The organism is Deltaproteobacteria bacterium (genome assembly GCA_013151915.1).
Taxonomy (GTDB): Bacteria; BMS3Abin14; BMS3Abin14; order BMS3Abin14; family BMS3Abin14; genus BMS3ABIN14.
Map to the genome: position 1 here is coordinate 72368 of JAADHJ010000033.1, position 25831 is coordinate 98198.

Here is a 25831-nt window from a genome sequence, read left to right on the forward strand (position 1 = left end):
TCGGCTACTCCCTACAGGTCCTCGTACCGGGGGTCATCCCCCTTGGTCAGCATCGACTCTTTGGTCACGTTCAGGTTGAAGGGGTCGGTGACGGACAACTCGTAATCGTTCCCCATCCAGACAGCATCTTCGGGACAGACCTCCTGGCAAAATCCGCAATAGATACAGAGTCCCAGATTGATCTGGTAGAAATCGATCAGCTTCTCGTGTTCCTCACCCTCGGAGGTCCTGATGATAATGGCACTGGAAGGGCAGATCTCCGCGCACAAACCACAACCCACACACCTCTCCTTACCGTCGGGGTGCCGCTTGAGTACCTGTGCGCCTCTGTATCGAGGGGGTGGTTCCCAACGCACCTCCGGATATCTGAGGGTGACCGGCTTGGAGAAGAAATACCTGATAGTAAGAGTCAGCCCCTGAATCAGGTCGGTTTGAAAAATGTTGGTCAGCAGGCCCACGGAGGTCTCTCCTATAAAATTCCGGACATCCGAAGGATGCCTGATAAAAAGACATTAAAAATTGCGAGAGGAAGAAGAACCTTCCAACCAAGCCCCATGAGCTGATCATATCGGAGTCTGGGAAATGTCCACCGCACCCAGACCATGAAGAAGAGGAAAAATCCAACCTTCAACAGGAACCAGACAATGGGCATAACGTAGGCCGCAAAAGCAACGGGCAGCGCCGAATCGATGATGGGCCCCACAATGGGAAGCGGGAGCCAGCCCCCGAAGAACAGAACGACCAAAACGCAGGATATGGATATCATGGAAATATACTCGGCCATGAAGAACAGGGCGAACTTCATGGATGAGTATTCCACGTGGAACCCCGCCACCAGTTCCTGCTCGGCCTCGGGAAGGTCAAAGGGAAGACGGTTGGTTTCGGCAAAGGACGCGACCAGGAAAAGGATAAAACCCAGGAACTGGGGAATGACAAACCATAGCCCCCGCTGTGCCTCCACGATCTGAAACATGGACAGAGATCGTGAGTACATAAGCACCCCTATAATGGAAAGTCCCAGGGTCAGCTCATAGCTGATCATCTGCGCGGCGGACCGCATGCCCCCCAGGAGGGCGTACTTATTGTTGGATGACCACCCGGCCAGAACGATGCCGTAAACACCGAGAGACGAGATGGAAAGGATGTACACAACACCGATATTGAGGTCGGAGATCTGGATATACGGCCCGATGGGGATGACGGCGAACGTCAGCAGCGCCGGAACAAATGCCATCAGCGGCGCCAGGATAAAGAGAACCTTGTCGGCCTTGGAAGGCATTATATCTTCTTTGAAAAAGAGTTTGACCGCATCGGCGATGGGCTGAAGAAGCCCAAAGGGACCTACATAAAGCGGCCCGTGGCGATTCTGGATATGTCCCGACACCTTCCTTTCAATCCACACCATGACCGGCACACCCGTTAAGGCAACGATGAGGACAGCCACTATTTTCAACAGGATGATAAGCAAGAAAAGCCAGATATTATCCATAACCTTCCCTTAGTATCCAGACCCTTAATTATTGACAGGGTCGTAAAAAGTCCATTCGTGGCTTTTTGCTCCACGGAAAGCGAAAAGTGCCATTTTCTCTTTCCTCACAAATCAACAACTTGCCCTGCAAGTTTTTGATTTGCACATCCTTCAATGGGCGCGTTGATGACTTTTTCGAAGTCATCAATATTCCATGGCGCCGGACCGCTTGATTTCTCCGACCTTTTCAAGGAGGAAAAAGGCGTCCGTATTCTCAGGATTGAGCTTAATAGCATCGTTAAGCAGCTCCTCGGCTTTGTCCAGCATACCAAGATGAACGTAGCTGTTGCCCAGGTGATACAGGGCGCTGGAATCCATTGGATCGAGTTCCTTAACCCTGTTGAAACTGGCCGCCGCATCCTCATGGGCCCCTTTCCTTGCCTGAGCCACACCCAGATGATAATAGGCAGCTGTAAATTGCGGGGACAGCGCCAGCGCCTGCTCGTATGCATTTATGGCATCCTGCATGTTGCCCTTGTGGAAGTAGACCTGCCCCAGCCAGTAGTAGGCCATGACGTACCCGGGGGAGATTTCCACCACTTTCCTGAGGGCATCCTCGGCCTCCTGCAGCATTCCTTTCTGGAAATAAACGGTCCCCAACACGTACATGGACCTTGCGAAGGTGGGTGATATTTCGAGGGATCGCTGCAGTTCCTCCACCGCGTCGTCGAGCTTGGCATTCTTCTGGTGAAGGAGGGCCAGACGGTAGTGAATCTGGGCGGTGTCGGGGATCATCTTTCTCACCCGGTTGAAATGAAACTCCGAGTCGGGAAGAAGACCCATGGCGTAGCAGGTCATTCCAAGGCGATAGTGGACCGCGGGAGATGTGGGATTTGCGGCCTCAGCCTTCTTGAAACACTCCAGGGCGGCCGAGAGCATCCCCTTGTCGTAGTAGGCGACCCCCATGTAGTATCGGGTCATCTGAAAATCGGGTACCAGTTCGAGGGTTTCCTCCCATCGCTTCAGGGCCTCGTCAAAGTGCCCCTGGTGGTAAAGGGAGCTTCCCTCGCGGTAGAGCCGCTCGGCCTTCTCCTGGTTGGACAGGGCCTCCTGGTCATCGACCGTCGCTTCGAGCTTGTTGCCGCACTCTTTACAGTAGCGGCTGTCCTCCGGGATCAACAGATTGCATGCCGGGCAGATCATCTTCGTTACCCTCCCGAGACTTCCGGCCCTGTTTCATTCGAGGCCTGCAGTCTCTTTTTCTGGATCTCCTGAACAGTCTTTTTTATCTTGGTAAGCTGTCCTCCAACATCTCTCTCCTCAACCACGATTCTTTCCGTCTTCTCCACCGCCACGCAGGTAATACCCTTCTCCTTGACTGCATTGTATTCGAAAAGGGCGTTAACGTGCACATCCCGGTAGTGGGTGGGGACAAAGATAGTCCCGGGCATGCTCCGATCGGTGACCTTGGCCTGAACCTCCGTTATCCCCTTCATGCCCGTCAACCTGATCCAGTCCCCGGTCTTGATCTCAAGGGTCTCCGCATCCTTGGGGTTGACCTCCGCCACGGCGGCAGGGGCGACCTCATTGAGTCCCTTGGCCATTGTTGTAGTCGTTCCCGAGTGGTAGAGCAGGGTCCCGGGAATCAGTATGTAGGGATAATTGGCTGTGGCCTTTTTGGGCTCCTGATAGGTGACGGGCCTGGCGCGGCCCAGCCCGCTGGGAAACCTGTCCATATGGAGAACTTCGGTTCCCGGATGGTCGGTCCGTGGGCACGGCCAGTGGAGACCGTTTTTCTCCAGTCGTTCGGGTTTGATGCCCGCGTAAAACGGGATAACATGGGCGATCTCTTCGGTTATATCCATGCCGTTGGTAAAATCCATGGGGTACCCGAAAAGGGTCGACAGCTCGGCGATTATCTTCCAGTCATCCCGTGTGTGGCCCTTGCTCTTAATGGCCTTCCTGACACGCTGGACGCGGCGGTCGGTGTTGGTGAAGGTTCCGTCCTTCTCCGGGCCGCATGATGTTGGGAGAACGACATCTGCAAGAAGCGCCGTGTCGGTGAGAAACATGTCCTGAACAACAAGTAGATCCAGCTTCTTAAGGGCTTTTTTCACCGTCTCCCGGTCCGGAAAAGAGGAGAGGGGGTTTTCCCCCATAATGTACAACCCTTTCAGCCGACCCTTCAGGGCCGCAAGGATCATTCCCTCGGCGGAAAGCCCATCCTTGGCGGACAGCGTCGTTTTCCATTGCCCCTCGAACCATTCCCTTATCCCCTCGTCGGCCACCGGCTGATACCCGGGGAAAAACTCGCACAGGGCGCCCATGTCCATGGAGCCCTGCACGTTGTTATACTCCGACATGGGAATAACACCGGCTCCGAGCCGTCCCACATTCCCGGTGATGAGGGCGAGGTTTACCGCCGCCGCTACCGTGTCCTCCCCCGTATAGGGGCTCGCCGCTCCAAGGGTGATAATAATGGTGGCATGCCCGGCTGCGGCCAGCAGGCGGGCCGCTTCGCGGACCTGCTCGGACGGAACACCCGTTACATCCTTCATCTTCTCAGGAGCATAATCCTGCAGGGAGGTCCGAAGTTCCTCCACACCCGTCACACGTTTCTCACAGAACCTCTTATCCTCCAGTCCTTCATCGAAGATAGTAAAGGCCATGGAGTTCAGCAGGGCGACGCTTGTCCCCGGGGAATGCCGCATCCAGCTGTCGGCAAACCGTGCAATCTTGACTTTCCGGCTGTTGGCGACGAGAAGCCCGGCATTCCCCGACCGAACCTGTTTGATGACCTTCAGCCCCGCAACATGATCATCCTCCGTGATGTTCGAATCCAGGGTGAAGATGAGGTCCGAGTGGGTAAGATCGTTCAGGGTATTGGTGGGAGCCTCAACACCGAAGGCCTTCCTGAGGGCCTCCATGCCGGGAAAATGGGCGAACCTGGCGATGGAGTCGACATTGTTGGTGCCGACAGCCGCCCGCATGAATTTCTGGAAAAGGTAGTTCTCCTCGTTGGTGCACCTGGCCGAGGCGATGCCTCCCAGAGCATCCGCTCCCTTTTCATCGCGGATCCTTGTCAGACCGTTTACGATGTATTCGTAGGCCTCATCCCAGGTGGCGGTAACCAGTTCGCCGTCCTTGCGCACCCTGGGCTCGGTTATTCTGTCGGGGTGGTGGACGTACTCGTAGCCGAACCGTCCCTTGCAGCAGAGGAAGCCGCTGTTGATGGATCCTTCATCATCAACGCCAAGAACATGGTAAATCCGGTCACCCTTAACCTCGAGATTAAGGGTGCATCCCACACCACAGAAAGGGCATGTGGTACGGACCGGGGTCAATTCCCAGGAGGGGGCTGTGTACTTGTAGATCCTGCTGTAGAGGGCTCCCACCGGACAGGCCTGGATGCATTGGCCGCAGAATTCGCAGTCCAGCATTCTGGCAAAGGAAGGTTCAACGACCGTTGGGAAGCCGCGGTTGGTGAAATCCAGTTCCCCTTCCCCCTGCACTTCATCACAGATCCTTACGCAGCGGCCGCAGAGGATGCAACGGTTCTGGTTCATCTCTATCAGGGGAGACAGATAATCGATCCTCTTTTCCACCTTGATGTACCCGAACCGTCCGTAATCCTTCCCATGCTCAAAGGTCATATCCTGAAGGCGGCAGCGCCCCGACTGGGGGCAAATGGGGCACTCCAGCGGGTGGTAGGTCAGGAGAAGCTCCAGGATCGTTTCACGGGCCCTCCTGACCCGGGCAGTATCGGTGTGGATATCCATACCGTCGGCAACGGGTACCACGCAGGACGCGAAAAGCCGGTCAGACCCTTCAACCTCCACAACGCACATGCGGCAGGATCCGAAGGGCATCAAATGCTTGTAGTCGCAGAAGGTGGGAATATCCACATCCAGCATGCGCGCTGCCTCCAGGATGGTGGTCCCCCTTGGCACTTCTACCTTTTTGCCGTCAATGGTGACTTTGAACATGAAATTTCCTCTGCCGACGAATTCTTAACGTTGATAGGGTCGTAAAAAATCCATTAATGGCTTTTTATTCCTCGTTATCACATCGGAGACAGCGACGTGCTTCCTTCATGGCCGTCTCCACGGTAAAACCCAGATCGACCTCCGCAAAACCGAGAAGCCTTTTTTCCATCTCCATGGTCGGCATTTCAGGCCTTGCAAGATGCATGTCTTCTTCGGTGAGCTCAAGCGGCTTAATGGAATCAATGTTAGGCATGGTGATCCTGTATTGGGGGACCACATCCTCCCCGTTGAGATAGAGTTGCATGTGGGCTGCCGCCCTCTTTCCCGCAGCAATGGCGTCTATGACCATCCATGGGCCTGTTACAACATCCCCGCCGGCGAACACACCCTCAACGTTGGTCATCTGGGTAAAAGGATGGGCCTCAAGGGTGTTCCACTTGGTGATGTCCAATCCCTGGGACTTTTCTATGAAGGAGAGGTCCGGCTTTCCGCTGATGGCCACGATCAGGTTATCCAGTTCCATGTCGAACTCGGAACCCTCTATTGGAACCGGCCGGCGTCTGCCGGATGAATCCGGCTCACCGAGTTCCATCCTGATGCACTGCACTCCCGACATTTTTCCACCGGAGGTGAGGATTTTTACCGGTGCAACCAACTGAACCAACTCAGCGCCCTCTTTAAGCGCCTCCTCGATCTCCATATCGTCGGCGGGCATTTCCTTCTTGGTCCTGCGGTAAAGGATGGTCACCTCGGACCCCAATCGCCGCGCGATCCTGGAAGCGTCGATGGCCGTGTTTCCACCCCCGACAACCCCAACCTTCTTTCCGAGGAGTACCTTCTCACCGAGGTTGACCCTCCGCAGGAATGAAAGGCTCTCGTACACACCTTCAGCATTCTCACCCGGAATTCCCATTTTCAGATCCACGTGGGCCCCGGTGGCGATGAACACCGCCTCATGATCCATGCGGATCCGGTCGAAACTGATGGTCTCGCCGATGCGGGTGTTGAGATAAAACTCGACACCCATCCTCTCGATAGCGTGGATCTCATGTTTCAGGGTATCCCTGGGCAGACGGTATTCCGGAATTCCAAGGGAAAGCATTCCTCCGGCAATCGGCTGGGCCTCGAAGATGACCGGGGAGTAATCGTCCAGGGCAAGATAATGGGCCGCTGTAAGACCGGCCGGGCCCCCTCCGATGATCGCCACCTTTTTGCCTTTTCCGGAGACCTTCCGGACGTTGATCCTGTATCCGCCGGAAGACTCCTCCTTGGCCGCGAAGTCCGCAGCTACACGCTTCATGTTCCGGATACTGATGGGCCTGTCCAGCTCACCACGGCGGCACTTCCCCTCACAAGGATGGTGGCAGACCCGGCCGCAAACGGCTGGAAGCGGGTTGGTAAGGCGGATAAGTTCCAGTGACTCGGTAAACTTCCCCTCCCCTATGAGCGTGAGATAGGCCGGCACGTCGGTCTCGATGGGGCAGACGTGCTGGCACGGGGAGGAGATGATCGGTTTGCATACCACCGCGGGGCATCTCTTGTTGATAATGTGAGCCTCGTATTCCTGGCGGAAATACCGGAGGGTAGAGAGGACGGGGTTGGGAGCCGTCTGCCCAAGGCCGCAGAGAGATGCGGCCTTGATCTCCTTGCCCAGATCCTCGAGGTTCTTCATGTCGTCCATGGTACCCTCTCCCGCCGTGATGCGTTCGAGGATTCCCAGCATGGTCTTGGTTCCCATGCGGCACGGTACGCACTTTCCACAGGACTCCGCCGTGGTAAACGAGAGGAAAAACCTGGCCACATCCACCATGCAGGTCCGCTCGTCCATTACGACTACTCCGCCGGAACCCATCATGGCGCCGGCCTGGATGAGAGAGTCGTAGTCGATGGGGGTATCGATGACCTCCGAGGGCAGGCATCCGCCTGACGGGCCGCCAAGCTGGGCGGCCTTGTACTTCTTGCCGCCCACAATCCCACCGCCGATGTCGTAGATTATCTCCTTGAGCTGGGTCCCTGCCGGAACCTCGATGAGCCCGGTGTTCTGGATCTTCCCTGTGAGGGCGAAAACCTTTGTGCCTTTAGTGCCTTTCGTTCCCACCGCGGCATAGCTATCGGCGCCATTGAGGATGATGGGCGGCACGTTGGCAAAGGTCTCGACGTTGTTTATGTTCGATGGCTTGGCCCACAGACCCTTATGGGCCGGGAAAGGGGGTCTGGATCTGGGCATGCCCCGTCTGCCCTCGATAGAGGCCATCAGGGCGGTCTCCTCTCCGCAGACAAAGGCGCCGGCGCCCTCTTTTATCCTCAGGGTAAAGGAAAAATCTGAGCCCAGAATTTTCTCACCCAGGTAGTTTTTTTCTTCGGCCTGGGCTATGGCGATCTTCAGACGTTCAATGGCCAGTGGATACTCCGCGCGGCAGTAGATATAGCCATACCGGGCTCCTATGGCGTAGGCGGCAATGATCATCCCCTCTATTACGGCATGAGGATCCCCCTCCAGGACGCTCCGGTCCATGAACGCGCCTGGGTCTCCCTCATCGGCGTTGCAGATAAGATATTTGGGGTCCCCCGCGGCGTTGGCGCAGAACTCCCATTTCAGCCCGGTGGGAAACCCTCCCCCGCCCCTTCCCCTGAGGCCGGATCTTTTCACGACCTCCCTGACGATTGTGGGGGACATTGTATTGATGGCCTTCTCCGCCGCCTTGTATCCATCGGTCTCGAGGTAGTCCTCCAGTTTCACGGGGTCAATGAAGCCGCAACGCCTGAGGACGACCCGCTTCTGTTTCTTGAAGACGGGCATCTCCTCATAGGTTGGTATCCCCTCATACGGCTTGCCCCCCTTCGGAACGATCTGGCCGATAGCATAATCGGTGAGAGGCTTTCCGTTTACCAGATGTTCCTTGAGGATTTCCGGGACCATTGCGGGTTCGACCTTTGCATAGGTAACACGGGCCCGTCCGGGAAGGGATACGTCAAGCAGCACCTCTTGATAGCACATCCCGATACAGCCGGTTTTCAGAATAGGCACCTGCAAGGAGATGTCCTTCAGTTGATGCTCCACCTCCTGAAGGACTCCCTTGGCCCCCGAAGCAAGGCCGCAGGTCCCCATGCCGATTACGATCAATTTATCGCTGTCGTATCCCATCTGCTGCTATATCCTCCTGATGAAGAGTGGTTTCATTCTCCCCTCTTCATACTGTCCATTTCGCGGAGGTTCTCGATAATCTTCTCCACCTTGACCGGATCGAGTTGCCCCGACGCATCGTCATCTATCATAATGACCGGGGCCAGACCGCAGGCGCCCAGACAGGCTACCTTCTCGAATGAAGCGAACCCGTCTTCAGTGGTTTGTCCGTGTGTAATACCCAGGATCGACTCCAGCTTTCCAATGATGCTCTTGCCGCCCCTGACGTGGCAGGCCGTACCTGAACAGGCCCTGATAATGTGACGTCCCCTGGGTGTGAGATGAAACTGGGTGTAAAAGGTCAGGACTCCGTAGACCTGGCTGCGGTAGATGCCCATCCCGTCGGCAACCATGTCGGCGGCCTCCTCGGGAACGTAGCCATAGACCCTCTGAACGTCCTGAAGAACAGGGATCAACATCCCCTTGGTTTCATGGAGCGAATCGAGAATCTTCAGCACGGCAGCCAGGTCGATCTCCTCCTCGACCTCCTCGATTCCCGCGTCCTCCCTTACGTCCTCCAGTGTTACCTCGGTAACATCGGCGCTCACCGCCACCTCCACATATAGTTCACCATATCGATGTACCGTTCATTCATTCCCCTCAGGGAATCCACCAGTTCATCTATGATAAGCTTCAGAATCTTTACGGCGTCCGCCGGATATTCTTCTACAAACCGGTCGAAGGACGCACGATCCAGCAGGTACAGAACGCTCTCCCCCTTGGCGCCGGCATCAGCCGAGTGCTCCCCTCCCGAAAGGAAGGTCATGATACCGACGAAACGCCCCGCGGGAACGACACCCAGGTTCTGAGCCTCGCCCTCCTTGGCTCTCTTCGTGATTCTGACGGCTCCCTGACCAACCAGATAAAGATCGCCTCCCGTGGTTCCTTCGTTAAAGATCGGCTCCCTGTCCTGGTAGGATCGCTTCTGAAGGACGCCTGCCAGGTAATTGAGAGCATTGTCCGAAATACCCTGGAATGACTGCATCTGTTTAAGTTGGCCGATTTCAATCATCTTTCATTCCTCCTCAACACTTTTCAACCCGGACCCGAACCACAGCGGTCTCCAACCCGGCTCCGTTTTCCCCCATAAGGCGGCTGACCGGAACATCGGAGAAGTGGCGCGGGAGATAGAGCACCCCGGGCAAAAGATCGTTGGAATACTTTACACCCAGGGCAACCTCACCGCTGGGGGAAACTACCTTGACCCGGCTCCCATCCTCAATCTCCAGCCCGGCGCCCGTAACCCTGTTCATGGATAGAACCGCGCTGTTGACAAGTTGATTGAGGGATTCCGAATACCTGGTAAAGCTCCCGGAGTGGACCAACAGGTTACCGATCAGCAGTGTCAAGGGGTAATCCGGGTTTTTCGAGAAACCTCCCCATCCCTTCACCGCGGCGAAGGAGCGCTTCCCCGCCGGGACCGAATCCGGTAGAAGGTGTCTGGTCCCCAGATAACCCTCACTGTAGACGTCATGGACATCCTGCCGGGTAAAGGGCCACTGAATGCCGTTGTCGGCGAGGATACGGTAACTGATCCCGGAGTAATAAGGTACGACCTCGGCAATCTCATCGAGAACCTCCGCGGAGTTGACGTACTTGAGCCCTTCAACACCCATGGACACTCCGACTTCCGAGAAGATCCTCCAATCGGGCATGGTTTTTCCAGCGCCATCCTGAGCTTTTTTGCTCCGCTGGACTCTCCTGTCCAGACTGGTGAGGGTACCGTTCTTTTCAGGAAGGCCACATGCCGGCAGAACGACATGGGCCCTGGAGGCCGTTTCCGTCAGGAACAGCTCCTGGACCACGAGGAAGTCCACCTTGGCCAAAGCCTCCTCGACCATCTGCCCATCCGGGAACGTAATAACCGGGTTGACCCCCACGAGGTACAATGCCTGCAGCTTCCCGTCCCCGGCGGCGGCGAAAATCTCGTTGGCGTTCATCCCCGGCTTTTGCGGCAGAACGGCATTCCAGGCTTTTTCCAGGGTTTTTCTGTCCCTGGAAGATTCAACCGGAACCCACCCGGGGAGATGGTCCGGTGAGACACCCATATCCACAACCCCCTGAAAGTTGGTGTTGGAAAGAACGGGAAAAAGACCGCAACCTTCCTTTCCAAGGCGTCCGGTGAGCATCAGGAGATCGACGAGAGCGTTTATCAGGTCGTCGCCGTTGGGTCCGAAGGCGGCTTCCTCACCAAATATTATGGACGATTTTCCAGCGGAGATAAATTCCCTTGCGGTCTGAACGATGTCGTGGACGGAAACGCCCGAGTTGGAGGCTATCTTCTCAAGATCAAGGCCGCTTACCGAATCCCTTAGGGCCTTTGTGCCCTTATAATCCGCCAGGGCCTCCACATCGACCAGTTCCTCTTCCAGCATGACCCGCATCATCCCTTTGATGAACGCCACCTCGTTGCCCACGTCAATGAGAATCGTCCGGGCGGCAAGCCGTGACAGGGCTGTGCTCCTGGGCATAAGCTCGGTTACCAGAGCGCCCTTTTTGATGGCCGATTTGACCTTGAGTCCCGCAATGGGGCTCTCCACGGTTATGTCGCATCCCACGAGGAGTAAAGAGTCAACATAATTAAGCTCGTCTATGGAATTCGGTGCGGCAAAAACCCCAAGCCGTTTCTCGAGGATGGGCAGGACAACGCGGGTCCAGTTTCCAGACGGCGTGTCCACGTTGTTGCTTTCAAGAACGACCCTGAAAACCTTCTGGAACAGATAGAGCTCCTCATTGGTCAGGCGGTCCGATACGATCCCCCCTATTGCGCTGCCGCCACCCGACTTCTTCACTCCCCCAAAACCCTGGGCAACCGCGGCGAGAGCTTCGTCCCAGGAGACCTCGACCAGTTCACCGTCCTTCCGGATCAGGGGGGTTTTAAGCCGCTCGGGGTTGTTGATGACATCGTATCCGAAAAAACCCCTGGAGCACAGGCTGCCGTTGTTGATCCCCCTGTTTTCCGCATTGGTCACCTTGAGCACCCTGTTCTCCCTATGGTTGTAGAGCAGAGTGCACCCCATGCTGCAGAAGGGGCAGATGGATTCCATCTTGTCCATCTCCCATGTACGGAACGTCTCCTTCATGGCCCTGGAGGTAATAGCCCCCGCCGGGCATGCCCAGATACAGTGTCCGCAGTATTCGCAATCAAGGGACTTTTCCATGAACGGGCCCACGACCGTTTGAGCGCCGCGGTAGGACATTCCCAGGGCCGTCACCCCCTGGACCTCGTCACATATCCTGACGCATCTTTTGCACTGTATGCATCTGTTAAGATTCCGGTCGATCAGGGGGCTGATGATATGGTCCCTCAGGACCCTCTTTTTCTCGCTGAACCTGGTCTCGCCGCTTCCGAACTTGAAGGCAAGATCCTGAAGGGTGCATTCCCCGGAGGCATCGCACACGGTACACTCGAGGGGATGGTTGATGAGGAGAAATTCCAGCATCATCCTCCTGGCCTTCTGGACGCGGGGCGTGTCGGTTCTTACCTCCATGCCTTCCAGGACCGCAAGGGTGCAGGCCGTCTGGAGCTTGCCCATTCCCTCCACCTCCACCAGGCACATGCGGCAGGCACCAAGCTCGCTCAGCATGGGGTGATGGCAGAAAGTGGGAATATGGATGCCGAGTTTTCTCGCGGCGGTAAGGACATTAATATGCCCGTCCACCTTGATCTGCTTGCCATCTATTACCAGGCGGACCATCATGATGATTCCTCCAACGTTCCGCCGGCCGGGTCCTCGCCTCTCACGTAATCCATGTACTCATTCCGGAACTTTTCCATGGTGCTCGTAACACAGCTGACCGATGCCTCTCCCAGCCCGCAGAAGGATGTAGTCCGAATGCTCTCACATACATCCGAAAGCAGATCCAGGTCGGCCACGGTGCCGCGGCCTTCCAGGATTCTGTCGAATATCCTCCTGACCCAGTAAAGGCCTTCCCTGCAGGGGGTACACTTCCCGCAGGACTCGTGCTCGAAAAACCTGATGAGCACATGGGTGACCTTGACCATGTCGGCGGTGTCGTCAAGGACCATGACGGCACCGGACCCGAGCATGCTGCCGGCCGAAGCCAGGGCATTATAGTCCAGCTTTACATCAAGCTGCGACACGTCAAGGCAGGCGGAGGAAGCGCCTCCCGGAAAAGCCGCCTTAAAACTGCGATTGTCCCGCATCCCCCCGGCGTGCTCAAAGATAAGTTCACGCAGGGTAACCCCCATGGGCAGTTCATAGACCCCGGGTTTTGCCACGTGGCCGCTGACGGAGAAAAGCTTTGTCCCGGGACACTCCGGCGTTCCGATCCCGGCATACCAACCACCGCCTCTCAGAAGTATTGGAGCTATGGAAGCGAGCGTTTCAACGTTGTTTACAACGGTAGGCAGGCTGCTGTAGCCGACGTTGACCGGGAACGGGGGGCGAATTCTGGATTGCCCCCTCTTTCCCTCCAGGGATTCGATGAGGGCGGTCTCCTCTCCGCACACGTAGGCCCCGGCGCCCCGGTGTACGGTTACCGTGAAATTGAAGCCCGAGTTCAGGATGTTCTCTCCCAGAAATGATCTGTCCTCAGCCTCTTTAATGGCCCTTTCCAGGACCTTGGCCCCGAAGGGGTATTCACCGCGAATATAGATAAAACCATGCTCGGCCCCCACCGCATAGGCAGCCAACGCCATGCCCTCCAGGATGGCATGGGGGTCGTTTTCTATCAAAATCCTGTCCTTGAAGGTCCCGGGTTCACCCTCGTCCGCATTGCATATGATAAACTTCGGGCTACGCCGGTCCCGGGATGCAAAGTCCCACTTCATGCCCGCGGGAAACCCCGCCCCGCCCCTTCCTCTGAGCCGGGAAAGCTTGACCTCTTCAATGACTTCGTCGGGCGCCATTTCGTTCAAGGCCCTGGGGAGAGCAATGTATCCCTCGTTGACCAGGTAGGAATCTATATGCGCAGGATTGGGCCGGTCGATATTTCGGGTCAGGATTTTCAAAGCGCTATGCCTTCTGCCTGTATGATTCAAGGATAGACCCCACACCGTCGGCCGAAACCTGCCGGTAAAGGTCCGCATCAACCATCAGGGCCGGAGCCTGGTCGCATGCCCCTATACACTCCACTTCCACCAGGGAGAATGCATTGTCGGGGGTGGTCTGTCCTACCTTTATGCCTAATTCCTTTTCAAGCGCCTCGAGGACCTCATCCGATCCATTGATAGAACAGCTCATGCTACGGCAGATCTGGACCAGATGCCTGCCCATCGGCTCCGTGAAGAACATGGTGTAGTAGGTGGCCACCTCAAAGGCCCTCACGTGGGGGACCTCAAGCAGGTCTGCGACAAAGACCAGATCCTCCTCAGCCAGAGATTTTTTCTTTCCCTGGATGAAGTGAAGAAGAGGCATGATGGCGGATGCCTTCATCGGGTAGCGGCCGGCAATACTTTCCATGGCCCTGACGTCGTCGGCTTTGAAGTATCCCGGGGGCGCCGTCATCGGTCAATTTCCCCTAAAACGATATCAAGGCTTCCGATGATGGCCACCACGTCGGCCAGCATATGCCCCTTGGCCATGTCCACGAGGGACTGTAGGTTAACGAATGAAGGTGGACGGATTCTGAGGCGGTATGGTTTTGGGGTTCCGTCGCTGACGATATAAAAACCGATCTCGCCCTTGGGCGATTCGATGGTGGAATATACTTCCCCCCTGGGCGGAGCCAACCCGTCCACCACCAGCTTGAAGTGATGGATCATGGCCTCCATTGAGTCTTTCAGGCGATCCTTGTCGGGGAAGACGTACTTGGCGGTGCGCTCGATAAAAGGTCCTTCGGGAATGCCCTCGACCAATTGTCTTATCATCCGGGAGCTCTGCCGCATTTCGGCGAGCCGGACAAGATACCTTGCGTAGATATCTCCATCGGTCCTGACGGGAACGTCAAAGTCAATCTCGTCGTACGCCTCGTAAGGCTCGTCCCTCCGGATATCCCAATCTACACCTGACGCACGCATGGCGGGTCCGGAAAGGCCCAGGCTGACGGCGTCCTCCCGACTGATGACCCCGATCTTTCTGGTTCTCTTCATCCAGATGCGGTTCTTGGTCAAAAGCCTCTCGTACTCATTGACGCGGACATCGAACTTGTCAAGGAAGGCGATGATCTTCGCCTCAATACCCACCGGGAGGTCACGGACAACACCTCCGGGACGGAAGTAGGTCATCATCATGCGGGTACCGGCGGTCTCCTCTATGATATCCAGGATGAATTCCCTCTCCCGGAATCCGTAAAGAAGGACCGTCAGGGCGCCGATGTCGGCCGCGTGGGTGCCCAGCCACACCAGGTGACTCATCATTCGGGACAGTTCGGCAAAGATGGTCCTGATATACCGGGCCCGGCGCGGGGCATCTATCCCCAGGAGTTTTTCCACTGCCAGGATGTATGAGAGGTTGTTGGTTCCGGAGGAAAGATAGTCCAGCCGGTCGGTGAGAGGAAGGACCTGAAGGTACTTCTTGTCTTCGGCGAGTTTCTCAACACCCCTATGCAGATACCCGATGTCGGGGACCGCATTGACCACCACTTCGCCCTCGAGCTCCAGGATGATCCTGAGGACACCGTGGGTGGAAGGATGCTGAGGTCCCATGTTGATGGTCATTACCTCCTGCTTGGCCATCTATTCCTCCCTCACCACTTTTCCCGTCCTCCGACGGGAAATTCCTTACGCAGGGGATATCCTTCGAAATCACTCGGCATGAGTATCCTTCTCAGGTCCGGATGGTCCGCAAAGGGAATACCGAAAAGGTCGAAAACCTCCCGTTCCAGCCAGTCGGCCCCCCGCCACAACCCGCAGACGCTGTCGACCTTCTGCCCTTCCGAAACCCTTATCTTGAGCCGGAAGCGCATTTTGTTGGCGATGGAGAATATCTGATAGACAACATCGAAGGGGGCCTCTTTCCTGGCGGGCCAGTGGACGGCCGTAACATCTGAGAGAAAATCGAAGGCCAATTCCGGGTCAGTCTTGAGAAAACGTAACGCATCCCTGCACTTTTCGGGCGCAATAATCACCCAGACCTCACCGCGAAACGATTCAACCTCCCGAACAGCGCCTGAAAATGCTTTTCGAAGTGCCAAAACCGCGGGATGCTCCTCCGGATCCTCCGCCGCGAAGTTCTGACGATTCCAGTTAACCGTCAAATCGTCTCCTTTTTATCCGGGCCCGTAAAACCAGGCGCAACCTTGCGGGGCAGCGCGGAAAAGTTCGACTGGCCGTCAATCTTCATCTGAAGGGTCATGAGCCCATGGATGAGAGCCTCGGGACGCGGAGGGCATCCGGGAACATAGACATCAACCGGAACAACCTTGTTCACCCCGGGGACAACACTGTAGGTCTGAAAGACCCCGCCGCAGGTTGCGCAACTTCCCATGGCCAGGACCCATTTGGGGTCGGCCATCTGATCGTAGAGCTTCTTGAGCACCGGCGCCATTTTATTGGTCACGGTCCCGGCCACGATCATAAGGTCGGCCTGCCTGGGAGAAGATCTGAATACCTCCATGCCGAAACGGGCGATGTCATACCGTGCGGCCGCGGAGGCCATCATCTCGATGGCGCAACAGGCCAGGCCGAACCCAAGGGGCCACAATGAGGATCTCTGCGCCCAGTTGATGGCGCAACTGGCCGTCGTGAGAATGATATTGCCCTCATCGGGGTGCGGACCTTTATAAACGTGGGTGGGGTTTTTGCTCATGACCAGTCCAGGGCGCCCTTCCTCCATACATAGATATAGCCGAAGAGGAGGACTGCGATAAAGAGGGCCATCTCGATAAAACCGAAGATAATCGGATCGAAACGATCAAACAGGACCGCCCATGGATACAGAAACACTATTTCGACGTCGAACAGGATAAACAGCATGGCGATAAGGTAGAATCGGACGTCGAAACGTCCTCTGGCGCCCTTGATGGGCACCATGCCGCATTCATAGGTGGAATTTTTTTCCTCGGTGGGATTTTTTCTGCCCATAAAAACGGACATGAGTATCATCCCACCGCCCACGCATCCCACGACCAGAAGGAAGATGAAGACAGGTAGATAACTGAGGACAAGTTCCTCTTTCACCGGAAATACCTCCCCCCCCGGATTAATACCACAGCAGCCGGGAATTCGAATCAGATCGTGTCTAAAGTTCCGGGAAGAATGTATACAAAAAACAATGCCGGATGTCTACATATAATTGATTCGGATGTGAAATTTTTTGCAGCCAAGCGCCAAGGTAGCCAAACGCCAAGAAGAATAGTACAATTTGAGGGATTTTGCCACCTTTTTTCTTGACAGGGTCCAACGGCTATGGTAGATGGAAACTCATTGAATTTTAAGGATATTTTCCCAAACAGGGGGTATCGGGATGACCAGATCCGCCGATCTTTTTTCCGAGGCGCAGGCCGTAATGCCCGGCGGCGTCAACAGTCCGGTCAGGGCCTTTAAATCCGTTGGGGGGGTTCCACTTTTCATCAGAAAGGCCGTTGGATCCTCCATAGAGGATGTCGATGGAAAGGTTTACGTGGACTATGTAGGTTCCTATGGCCCCATGATCGCCGGACACGCCAATGAAAGGGTCCTCGACGCCATTATAAGCGCTGCCGGGAACGGTACCAGCTTTGGCGCTCCCACGGAGATGGAAACGGAACTCTCCAGAATGGTAATCTCCGCCGTACCTTCCATGGAGAAGGTACGCATGGTCAATTCCGGGACTGAGGCTACGATGAGTGCAATCCGGGTTGCCCGTGGGGTCACGGGGCGGGACCGGATCGTCAAGTTCAACGGCTGCTACCACGGGCATTCCGATGGCCTATTGGTCCATGCAGGATCAGGCGCCCTTACGCTCGGTGTACCCGACAGCCCCGGGGTACCCGCCGATTTTGCACGAAATACCCTCGTAGCTGAATTCAACGACCTTCAATCCGTAAAGGATCTGTTCCGTGAGAACGCGGGTGAGATTGCCGCGGTAATCGTTGAGCCCATTCCCGGCAACATGGGCGTCATCGTGCCCCGTGAGGGATTCCTCCAGGGGTTGAGGGATCTGACTATTGCTGAAGGCGCTTTACTGATCTTCGACGAGGTCATGAGCGGTTTCAGGGTCTCCTACGGCGGGGCCCAGGAGCTTTACGGTATTGATCCGGATCTGACGACGCTGGGCAAGATTATCGGAGGCGGGCTGCCGGTGGGAGCATACGGCGGAAAGGCCCGGTACATGTCCCAGGTGGCGCCTGAGGGAGCCATCTATCAGGCGGGAACTTTATCGGGTAATCCCCTGGCCATGGCCGCCGGCATCGCCACCTTGAAAATCCTATCCCAACCGGACACATACGGTATATTGGAAAGGACCTCCGCAGCCCTGGAGAAAGGGTTCGCCGACATTAACCGGAAGCTTGGGGCGGACCTTGCCTTCAACCGGGCAGGTTCCATGTTTACCACCTTTTTTACCACCGGGATTGTGGACAACTTTTCCAAAGCCAAATCCTCCGATACCGCAGAATTCAGCGTCTACTTCACCACCATGCTCAAGGAGGGGATCTACATGGCGCCGTCACAATTCGAGGCGGCATTCGTTTCCCTGGCACACACCGCTTCCGATGTCGCGCGTACCCTTGAGGCCCACGAAAAGGCCCTCAGTACCGTCCTGACGGCGGAGCGTCCTACATAGTCGACCCTTGCCGGTGTCATAGGCTGAATTCCGGAAAACTGTCGGTGGTCGGGTATTGATGACTTCGCAAGAAGTCATCAATATGCCCTTTGAGGGGCGCTCAAATCGAAGATTTGTGAGGAAAGTGAAAATGACACTTTTCGCTTTCCGTGAAGTAAAAAGCCATGTATGGACTTTTTACGACACTATCATATTGACAATCTGAAAATCACTCTGCTAGGTTGTGGCCTGATTTTCCGGGAGTCCCTGATGGAACTTTTTGTCCTGATTTTCGACCGAGTTGAACTCCCGGATGAGGTTCTGTCCTATTTCGTCGAAACGAGGGCCGGCGGCGCGACGGTAGTCGACAGTGCGGGTACGATGAACCCGCAAACAGTCCATCAAGCAGGATGTGCGCTAAGCGTACATCCTGGGGTGGGGGTGGAACCTTAGGATGCCAAAGCCGCGCCATTTCTATGATCTTTTAAAATACAGCAGCCTCGGGCTGGAAATGGGAGCCGCTGTCATCATAGGGCTTCTTTTGGGGATCTTTCTGGACAGGAAGTTCGATACCTCTCCATGGCTCACTCTTCTGTTCCTTGGCCTGGGTTTCGCAGCGGGTGTCCGCGCGTTGATAAGGGCCGTTCGCGACGGGGCCTTCGAGGAAGAAACGGATGATCACTTCTGACGGTGGACCCCGGCTCAGGCGGATCAAACTCTGGATTCTCGCACTCAGCCTGATTCCCGCCGGAGTTTCCCTTGCGTTTTCTTCGGGAGAGTATGCTGCCGGGTTTACCCTGGGCGGTGTTCTCATTCTCCTGAATTTTATTGGAACCGAACGGGCCATCCAGAATTTTGTGGCCGGCGACGGAGCGGGCAGGGCGCTGATAGCGTTTCTGCAGTTCTTTAAACTCGGAATTACAGGGGCCGTTATCGCCGGTATCCTTTACTGGAACGTGGCATCACCCATTGCCATGATCCTGGGTCTGTCGGCGCTTCCAACCGGCTTAATGTTTGACATTTTTTTCTTTCCCGTTAATAAATAACGGGCTAGTAAGAAAACCCATCAAGCAGGATGTATGCGAAACGTGCATTCCGGGGTGGGGATGGAAGCAGGCAAAGAGACTTTTACGGGGTTGTCAAAAAGGGATGCAAAGGAGTTATAAATGGCATCGGAGACGTTCGTCTTTCTGGATCACACCCCCCTGTTTACAGCCCTTGCGCGGGTTGAGGGGATAGATCCTGCACCCATCATCCACGGTGCCCTGGTTTCCATTATTATCATCGCTCTTGCCGTCCTGGTTAACAGATCTCTGAAAGATCGAAGGATCATGCCCCATGAGAAGACCCTGTCCCTTACCAACCTTCTGGAACTTGCCATTTCGGGAATTCTCACATTCATGGAGGGCATGATGGGCAAAGAGGCCAAGCGGTTTCTTCCCCTCATCGGGACGACGGCCTTCTTTATCCTCTTTTCCAACCTGCTGGGCAACATACCGGGCTTCGAAGCCCCAACGGCCAACTACAACACCACCCTCGCGTGTGCCATCGTCATCGTCGTGACGACACATATTGTCGGCATAAAAACCCACGGGGCAAAATACATCAAACATTTTCTCGGACCAGCCTGGTGGCTGGCCTGGTTGATTTTACCCATCGAGATCATAGGTCACCTTGCGCGGGTATTGAGCCTGTCTGTCCGTCTTTTCGGCAATATGTTCGGGGATCACCTGGTTCTCGCGACATTCATGAGCCTTGTTGCGCTATTGGTCCCTGTAATCTTCATGGGACTCGGGCTTTTTGTCGCCTTCATCCAGACTTTCGTATTTACACTGCTGTCAATCATCTATATAACTGGAGCCCTTGAAGAGGCTCACTGACATACCAACTCGACAAAAATAACATTCGAGAAAGGAGGCAGAACTCGATGAAAAGACCTTACATCACCACGCTTCTTGCCATACTCTTCCTGCTTATTCTGGCACCTGCGGCCTTCGCGGCCGAAGCCGGCGCTCTTCCGGAGCTGGTAGGTTTAGGCGTTGCCGTGGCCGCGGGCCTGGGCATCGGCATTGCCGCCTTGGGCGGCGGTATCGGCCAGGGCCTGGCTGTAAAAGGAGCCGTAGAGGGGCTTGCCAGGAATCCCGGAGCATCCGGCAAGATCATGACGTTCATGATTATCGGATTGGCCATGATCGAATCTCTCGTTATCTACGCCCTGGTTATCTCCTTCCTGCTGGTTTTCAAGATCTGAATGACGGGATCGCGAGGAATTCAGCAATAGGCCGACGACGGCGATTAAGCCTTGGCCTGGAACAGAAATGGACCCCGGGGAGGGAATCAACCCCCTCCCCGTTTAAAAAACCGTTTATGTGAAAATGTGAACTATTTCAAGCTGTCCGGGAGCATCGCCGCCCCGGGCACGACAAGTGGGAGGTTGGAAATAATGAGGCCCTTTCTTATTGCCGCCACGGTCCTTCTTCTCATTGCTTCGCCCGCCGCCGCTTTGTCAACATCCGACTGCCTCGATTGCCACTCCGACAAGGATCTGACAAAAACCGTCGATGGACAGGATAAATCCCTTTACATCGATGAGAAAACCTTCGCCGGTTCGGTCCATGGGGATCTGGATTGCACGGACTGCCACGAGGACCTGGCGGATGTTGAGGACGAACACGGTGAGACCGTGAAGAAGGTTCAGTGCGCCAACTGCCACGATGATGTTGCCGAATCGGTGGCAAACAGCATTCATGCCAGGAGCAACGCCGAGGTCGCATCCGATCTGCCCACCTGCAGCGATTGCCACGGCAAGCATGACATCCTGCCCCCCGACAATACCCGTTCCCACGTTTTTGCCCTTAACATCCCCGCAACCTGCTGCAAGTGCCACGGTTCTGTGGAGATTGCCTCTAGACATCCCTCACTGGATTCGAAGGTCTGCAGCGATTACGAGGCCGGCATGCACGGGATCGTCCTCATCAAAAGCGGGATAGTCTCCTCGGCCGTATGCAACGACTGTCATGGAAGCCATGACATCAAGTCCTCGAAGGATCCGGCCTCCAGGGTGAACCGTGCAAATGTCGACGACACGTGCGGAAAGTGCCACGCAAGCATCGTTAAGACCTATAGGCAAAGCGTTCACGGTAAACTGTATGCGTCTGGATCGAAGGATGCGCCCACATGCCCCTCCTGCCATGGGAATCACCGAATAGACAGGGCAATGGACAAGGAGTTCATGGTTACCGTAACGAAACGCTGTTCCCAATGCCATCCTGAGGCTGATGCCACCTTCAAGAACACGTACCATGGCCAGGTCACCGGGTTGGGCGACACCGCTGCGGCCCAATGCCCTGATTGCCACGGAGCCCACAACATCCTGCCCAAGGAGGATCCGGCATCCATGATCAACCCGGACAATCTTGTAACAACATGCGGAAAATGCCATGTGGGAGCCAACGAAAACTTCGTCCGGTACATGCCCCACGCTGACTACCACGACGTGAAAAAAGATCCCGGCCTTTACTATGTCTATCTGGCTATGGTGATCCTGCTTTCAGGGGTATTCATCTTTTTCGGAATCCACACCATTCTCTGGTTCCTAAGAGCCTATCATGATGAGCGGAAAAAGCGGGATTAAGCGCGGGCATCGCCCTGGGAGGGTTGCAAAATGAACGATTCAATGCATGTTGACCAGGCGGGATTGGAGGACAAGTGGTATCTTCGCTTCACCTACTATCACCGATTCCTCCACGCCCTTATAATTATCAGTTTTCTCGGGCTCGTGCTCACCGGAATGCCCTTGAAGTTCAACGAGTCCGCGTGGGCCAAGGGATGGGCAAATCTTCTTGGCGGGATTCAGACCGCCGCCTATATCCACCGCTTTTTCGCGTTAATTACGTTCCTATACTTTTTCCTGCATCTCGCATTCGCCCTCTACTACATCGTCAGGGTGAGGAAGGAACCGTTTTTCAAATGGTTATTAGGCCCCAATTCGATGATGCCGTGGATAAAGGATGTAGATGACATAATAGCCCACTTCCGATGGTTTCTGGGGTTGGGGGAACGGCCCAGATTCGACCGGTTTACCTACTGGGAGAAGTTCGACTACATGGCGGTCTTCTGGGGGGTGGGAATTATCGGAGTCTCGGGACTTTTACTCTGGTTCCCGGTATTTTTCGCCAAATTCATGCCCGGATGGGTTTTCAACGTCGCCATTATTCTCCACTCCGACGAGGCCCTCCTGGCTGCCGGTTTCATCTTTACGATCCATTTTTTCAATACCCACCTCAGGCCGGAGAAATTCCCTCTGGACTTCGTTATTTTCACCGGCAGGGTCACAGAGAAAGAACTGCGGCACGAAAGACCCCTGGAGTACGAGAGGCTTGTCGAAAATGGCGAACTGGAATCCATCAGCACGACCCCACCCAGTAGGATGACCCTCATCTGGGCGCGTATAGTCGGATTCACCGCCTATGGAATCGGTCTGATCATGATCATACTCATTGTCTATTCGGCCATTCAGGAGTTGCACTGATCATTTGTATTTGTACCCCACCAGAGCGCCATATGCGCAGGTGGGGTATATCTCCCCTCCTGCATAAAACCGAAAACTCCCATCTCCATTGACACCTCTCGCACAGGTGTGCTAAAAATCTCAAACGGTAGGGTTGTTCACAAGCTCCGGTGAAACAATATTAGGGTTGGGGTATGGGTGAGCCTGTCAGAGGACGTGCCGTTGGACTTCAAGCGACCGGTGGGGAAGATGTTTAAAGGGAGGAGAAAACTTCGTTTTTACGAGGTGCTTCTCCTCGTTCTCATCGCCCTTATTATCGGCGCATGGAGCCTCCTGGAGATCACACGATCGCCCCTTTTCTGCGGCAACGCCTGTCATATCATGCGTCCTTACTACGAGGATTGGAAGAAATCCACCCACAACAAAGTACCATGCGTTGAGTGTCACAACCCGCCCCCGACCGCCGGACAGTTGACACCCGATTGGGGCGCCATTAAACAGGTAGCCGGCTACATGACCCGCTCCTACAGTGAAAGGCTCAGGGCTAATGTCAGCGATGCGGGTTGTCTGAAAGAGGGATGCCACTCAAAACGCCTTCTTAACGGGAAGGTTTCCTTCCGCGAGGACATCCTTTTCGACCATCGTCCCCACCTTGGACAGCTGCGAAGGGGTAAGATCCTCCGCTGTGCCACCTGTCATTCCCAGATTGTCATGGGCAACCATGTCACTGTTGATGAAAACACCTGTTTCATATGCCATTTCAAAGACCGGGATGAAAGTCAATCCACTGCCAGATGCCGCCTTTGCCACGGCACGACACAGGAACACACCTTGTCCATGAACAGGAACTTCGACCACACCGATTACATGGCGAGAGGTGTCCGATGCACCAGGTGTCATCCCGACATCATCAGGGGCAACGGCGATGTATCGGAGGACCGATGCATTGGATGCCATAAACGGCGCATGAAGATCGACACGTCGCAGCCGGAGATGGCGCTGCACCGAAAGCACGTCACGGACCATAATGTCAAGTGTGAGGATTGCCATGATCTTATCAGGCATTCCATCCCCAAGGGTTCCGAACTGGGACGGCTGGACTGTTCATCCTGCCATGAGAACAAGCACGGAGCTATTTTATCCCTTTACAGGGGACTGGGCGCCGACGGGATTGATCCGATGCCCTCACCAATGTACATCAGCCAGGTAGGCTGCAACGGTTGTCACATCCCCTCCCAGGACACCACGGGTTACGGTACGGCAGTCAGCGGCCCCTCCACGAAGGACATCTCCGCCGCCTGTGATTCATGTCACGGCGATGGCTACGGAGTTCTGGTCACAAAGTGGAAAAAAGAGCTGCTAGAGAAGATTGAGTCGGTCGACGTAAAACTCAAGGAAGCCAAGAAAGCGATCGCCCGGTCGCAGGCGGGCTCCGGGAATATCACCAGGGCCAGAAATATCCTGAAAAAGAGCCGGCACAATTTTCTGTTCATACGGGCAAGTGTGCCCGTTCACAATCCCGATTATGCCATAACCGTCCTGGACAAGACCGTGCAGGATTTGGAAAAGGCCATAACCCTTGTGAGGCAGGTGAACGATGGTGTTTAAAAAGGTAAGCAGAATCAAGATACCTGATGCGACCATCAGGCGGTTATCCCTGTATGATCGCTGTCTGGAGGAACTCAGGAAATCGGGCAGCAAGATTGTATCGTCATCCGACATTGCCCGTAAGTGCGGGACCAATCCAGCCCAGATCAGGAAGGATTTCGCCTATTTCGGGGAGTTCGGGGTAAGAGGGGTGGGATATTACGTGGAAAACCTCCAGATGGACATCAAAATGGCGCTTGGGATAGATCGCCCGTGGATGTGCGCCCTTGTAGGGGCGGGGAATCTGGGCTTCGCCCTCCTGGGAACCGATTCACTGGCCAAGCGAGGCTTCAGAATATCGGTTATCTTTGAAAAGGACCCGATTCTGGTGGAGATGGGTTCCTTTCAGGACATTCCACTTTTCGGCATGGACATGATGCCGCAGGTGATATCGGACCTCGGGATTCACATCGGCCTTATCGCCGTCAATCCCGAGACGGCGTTGAAGGTCGCCCACGACCTCATTGACGCCGGTGTAAAAGGAATCCTGAACTTCACTCCTGCAACCCTCAAGGTTCCGCCCGGGATTGTCCTGAAAAACATGGACTTCGCCATTGACCTGGAAGGAATCGCTTTCCAGTTGAGCAATCAGTAGTGATGACTTCGCAAAAAGTCATCAACGCGCCCACTGAAGGGCGCCCAAATCGAAGATTTGTGAGGAAAGTGAAAATGACACTTTTCGCTTTCCGTGGAGTAAAAAGCCATTAAGGGACTTTTTACGACCCTATAAATAGAGATATACCGGCGGGGCGCGAAACGGAAGGGCGGGAGAGAACAACCGGATGAAGAAACTCGAGGATCTGATCAGGCAAAGGGGTCGCGAGAGTGCTCAGACCCAGCAGGAATACTGCGAATCGGCCGCCGGAAAAATAGATTACGCCGCCCGCAGCCTGACCAGAATTCTCAGTGAGGGCGGGAAGATCCTTGTGGCCGGAAACGGAGGCTCCGCGGCGGATGCTCAGCACTTCTCCGCCGAGCTTGTCGGCCGCTTCCTCATGGAAAGGCATCCTCTGGCCTGTCTGGCGCTTACCACAAACTCCTCCGTCCTCACCTCCATCGCAAACGACTATTCCTTCGAACAGGTATTCAGCAAACAGGTGGCGGCCCTGGGCCGGGAAAACGACGCACTGGTGGCCATATCCACCAGTGGCGCGTCCCCCAACATCCTCCGTGCTCTGGAAAGCGCCAACACCCGATCCATGCTGACCGTGGGACTTACAGGGGCCGACTGCGACCGGATGGCCCCTCTATGCGACATCTGCCTCAATGTGGATAACACATCCACCCCCCGCATCCAGGAGGTCCACCACCTGATCCTCCATATCATTGCCGAACTTATTGAGATCCGGCTTTTCGCCCGGCAGGAGGCCTGAAAATGGAACTGAAAGG

General features: G+C 55.4%; 25 protein-coding genes. 11 read left to right on the forward strand and 14 right to left on the reverse strand.

Annotation, left to right across the window (positions count from 1 at the left end):
- Nucleotides 1–11 precede the first annotated feature (11 nt).
- From GXP52_06955 to GXP52_07020, 14 genes are all read right to left on the reverse strand, one after another.
- Complete coding sequence (locus tag GXP52_06955) at nt 12–458, reverse strand: NADH-quinone oxidoreductase subunit I (protein ID NOY87024.1); 447 nt, start codon at nt 456–458, stop codon at nt 12–14.
- 11 nt (nt 459–469) lie between these two features.
- Nucleotides 470–1489: an NADH-quinone oxidoreductase subunit NuoH gene (gene nuoH / locus GXP52_06960; GenBank protein ID NOY87025.1), complete on the reverse strand. Its 1020-nt coding sequence runs from the start codon at nt 1487–1489 to the stop codon at nt 470–472.
- Between the two features lie 183 nt (nt 1490–1672).
- Nucleotides 1673–2671 carry a tetratricopeptide repeat protein gene (locus GXP52_06965; GenBank protein ID NOY87026.1) on the reverse strand — a complete coding sequence of 333 codons (999 nt, stop codon included), beginning with the start codon at nt 2669–2671 and terminating at the stop codon, nt 1673–1675.
- A gap of 5 nt (nt 2672–2676) precedes the next feature.
- Nucleotides 2677–5454 (reverse strand): molybdopterin-dependent oxidoreductase, encoded by a 2778-nt coding sequence (locus GXP52_06970; GenBank protein NOY87027.1) that lies wholly within the window; start codon nt 5452–5454, stop codon nt 2677–2679.
- A 64-nt stretch (nt 5455–5518) separates the two neighbouring features.
- Complete coding sequence (locus GXP52_06975; GenBank protein NOY87028.1) at nt 5519–8563, reverse strand: FAD-dependent oxidoreductase; 3045 nt, start codon at nt 8561–8563, stop codon at nt 5519–5521.
- A 68-nt stretch (nt 8564–8631) separates the two neighbouring features.
- Complete coding sequence (gene nuoE / locus GXP52_06980) at nt 8632–9057, reverse strand: NADH-quinone oxidoreductase subunit NuoE (GenBank protein ID NOY87029.1); 426 nt, start codon at nt 9055–9057, stop codon at nt 8632–8634.
- Between the two features lie 125 nt (nt 9058–9182).
- Complete coding sequence (locus GXP52_06985; GenBank protein NOY87030.1) at nt 9183–9650, reverse strand: cyclic nucleotide-binding domain-containing protein; 468 nt, start codon at nt 9648–9650, stop codon at nt 9183–9185.
- Between the two features lie 13 nt (nt 9651–9663).
- Complete coding sequence (gene nuoG, locus GXP52_06990; GenBank protein ID NOY87031.1) at nt 9664–12339, reverse strand: NADH-quinone oxidoreductase subunit NuoG; 2676 nt, start codon at nt 12337–12339, stop codon at nt 9664–9666.
- Nucleotides 12336–13691 carry an NADH-quinone oxidoreductase subunit NuoF gene (gene nuoF / locus GXP52_06995; protein NOY87032.1) on the reverse strand — a complete coding sequence of 452 codons (1356 nt, stop codon included), beginning with the start codon at nt 13689–13691 and terminating at the stop codon, nt 12336–12338. Before nuoF ends, nuoG begins: the two co-directional genes overlap by 4 nt.
- Nucleotides 13618–14109, reverse strand: a complete 492-nt coding sequence (gene nuoE, locus GXP52_07000) for an NADH-quinone oxidoreductase subunit NuoE (GenBank protein ID NOY87033.1) — start codon at nt 14107–14109, stop codon at nt 13618–13620. Before nuoE (GXP52_07000) ends, nuoF begins: the two co-directional genes overlap by 74 nt.
- Nucleotides 14106–15278, reverse strand: coding sequence for an NADH dehydrogenase (quinone) subunit D (gene nuoD, locus GXP52_07005; GenBank protein ID NOY87034.1), 1173 nt, complete (start codon nt 15276–15278; stop codon nt 14106–14108). The genes nuoE (GXP52_07000) and nuoD overlap by 4 nt, the downstream gene beginning before the upstream one ends.
- 11 nt (nt 15279–15289) lie before the next feature.
- Entirely contained in the window at nt 15290–15799 is a 510-nt protein-coding gene (locus GXP52_07010; protein ID NOY87035.1) for an NADH-quinone oxidoreductase subunit C, read from the reverse strand.
- The gene (locus tag GXP52_07015; GenBank protein ID NOY87036.1) at nt 15796–16350 is read right to left on the reverse strand and encodes an NADH-quinone oxidoreductase subunit B; all 555 of its coding nucleotides are present in this window, start codon (nt 16348–16350) and stop codon (nt 15796–15798) included. Before GXP52_07015 ends, GXP52_07010 begins: the two co-directional genes overlap by 4 nt.
- Entirely contained in the window at nt 16347–16646 is a 300-nt protein-coding gene (locus GXP52_07020) for an NADH-quinone oxidoreductase subunit A (GenBank protein NOY87037.1), read from the reverse strand. Before GXP52_07020 ends, GXP52_07015 begins: the two co-directional genes overlap by 4 nt.
- Before the next feature lie 355 nt (nt 16647–17001).
- On the opposite strand from GXP52_07020, the gene hemL reads away from it, so the two are divergent.
- The 11 genes from hemL (at nt 17002) to GXP52_07075 (ending at nt 25815) form a co-directional block, all read left to right on the forward strand.
- On the forward strand, nt 17002–18306 hold the full coding sequence (hemL, locus tag GXP52_07025) for a glutamate-1-semialdehyde 2,1-aminomutase (GenBank protein NOY87038.1): 1305 nt from the start codon (nt 17002–17004) through the stop codon (nt 18304–18306).
- Nucleotides 18307–18555: 249 nt separating this feature from the next.
- Complete coding sequence (locus tag GXP52_07030) at nt 18556–18738, forward strand: hypothetical protein (protein ID NOY87039.1); 183 nt, start codon at nt 18556–18558, stop codon at nt 18736–18738.
- Between the two features lies 1 nt (nt 18739).
- A complete protein-coding gene (locus tag GXP52_07035) occupies nt 18740–18973 on the forward strand; it encodes an AtpZ/AtpI family protein (GenBank protein NOY87040.1) in 234 nt (77 codons plus the stop codon).
- Nucleotides 18960–19331: a hypothetical protein gene (locus tag GXP52_07040; GenBank protein ID NOY87041.1), complete on the forward strand. Its 372-nt coding sequence runs from the start codon at nt 18960–18962 to the stop codon at nt 19329–19331. The genes GXP52_07035 and GXP52_07040 overlap by 14 nt, the downstream gene beginning before the upstream one ends.
- Before the next feature lie 120 nt (nt 19332–19451).
- Nucleotides 19452–20165: a F0F1 ATP synthase subunit A gene (atpB, locus tag GXP52_07045; protein NOY87042.1), complete on the forward strand. Its 714-nt coding sequence runs from the start codon at nt 19452–19454 to the stop codon at nt 20163–20165.
- 47 nt (nt 20166–20212) lie between these two features.
- Complete coding sequence (gene atpE / locus GXP52_07050) at nt 20213–20536, forward strand: ATP synthase F0 subunit C (protein NOY87043.1); 324 nt, start codon at nt 20213–20215, stop codon at nt 20534–20536.
- A 192-nt stretch (nt 20537–20728) separates the two neighbouring features.
- Nucleotides 20729–21919: a hypothetical protein gene (locus GXP52_07055; protein NOY87044.1), complete on the forward strand. Its 1191-nt coding sequence runs from the start codon at nt 20729–20731 to the stop codon at nt 21917–21919.
- Nucleotides 21920–21949: 30 nt separating this feature from the next.
- Nucleotides 21950–22816 carry a hypothetical protein gene (locus tag GXP52_07060; protein NOY87045.1) on the forward strand — a complete coding sequence of 289 codons (867 nt, stop codon included), beginning with the start codon at nt 21950–21952 and terminating at the stop codon, nt 22814–22816.
- A gap of 177 nt (nt 22817–22993) precedes the next feature.
- Nucleotides 22994–24403, forward strand: coding sequence for an ammonia-forming cytochrome c nitrite reductase subunit c552 (locus GXP52_07065; protein ID NOY87046.1), 1410 nt, complete (start codon nt 22994–22996; stop codon nt 24401–24403).
- Entirely contained in the window at nt 24393–25037 is a 645-nt protein-coding gene (locus GXP52_07070) for a redox-sensing transcriptional repressor Rex (protein ID NOY87047.1), read from the forward strand. Before GXP52_07065 ends, GXP52_07070 begins: the two co-directional genes overlap by 11 nt.
- A 187-nt stretch (nt 25038–25224) precedes the next feature.
- Nucleotides 25225–25815 carry an SIS domain-containing protein gene (locus tag GXP52_07075; protein ID NOY87048.1) on the forward strand — a complete coding sequence of 197 codons (591 nt, stop codon included), beginning with the start codon at nt 25225–25227 and terminating at the stop codon, nt 25813–25815.
- Nucleotides 25816–25831 lie beyond the last annotated feature (16 nt).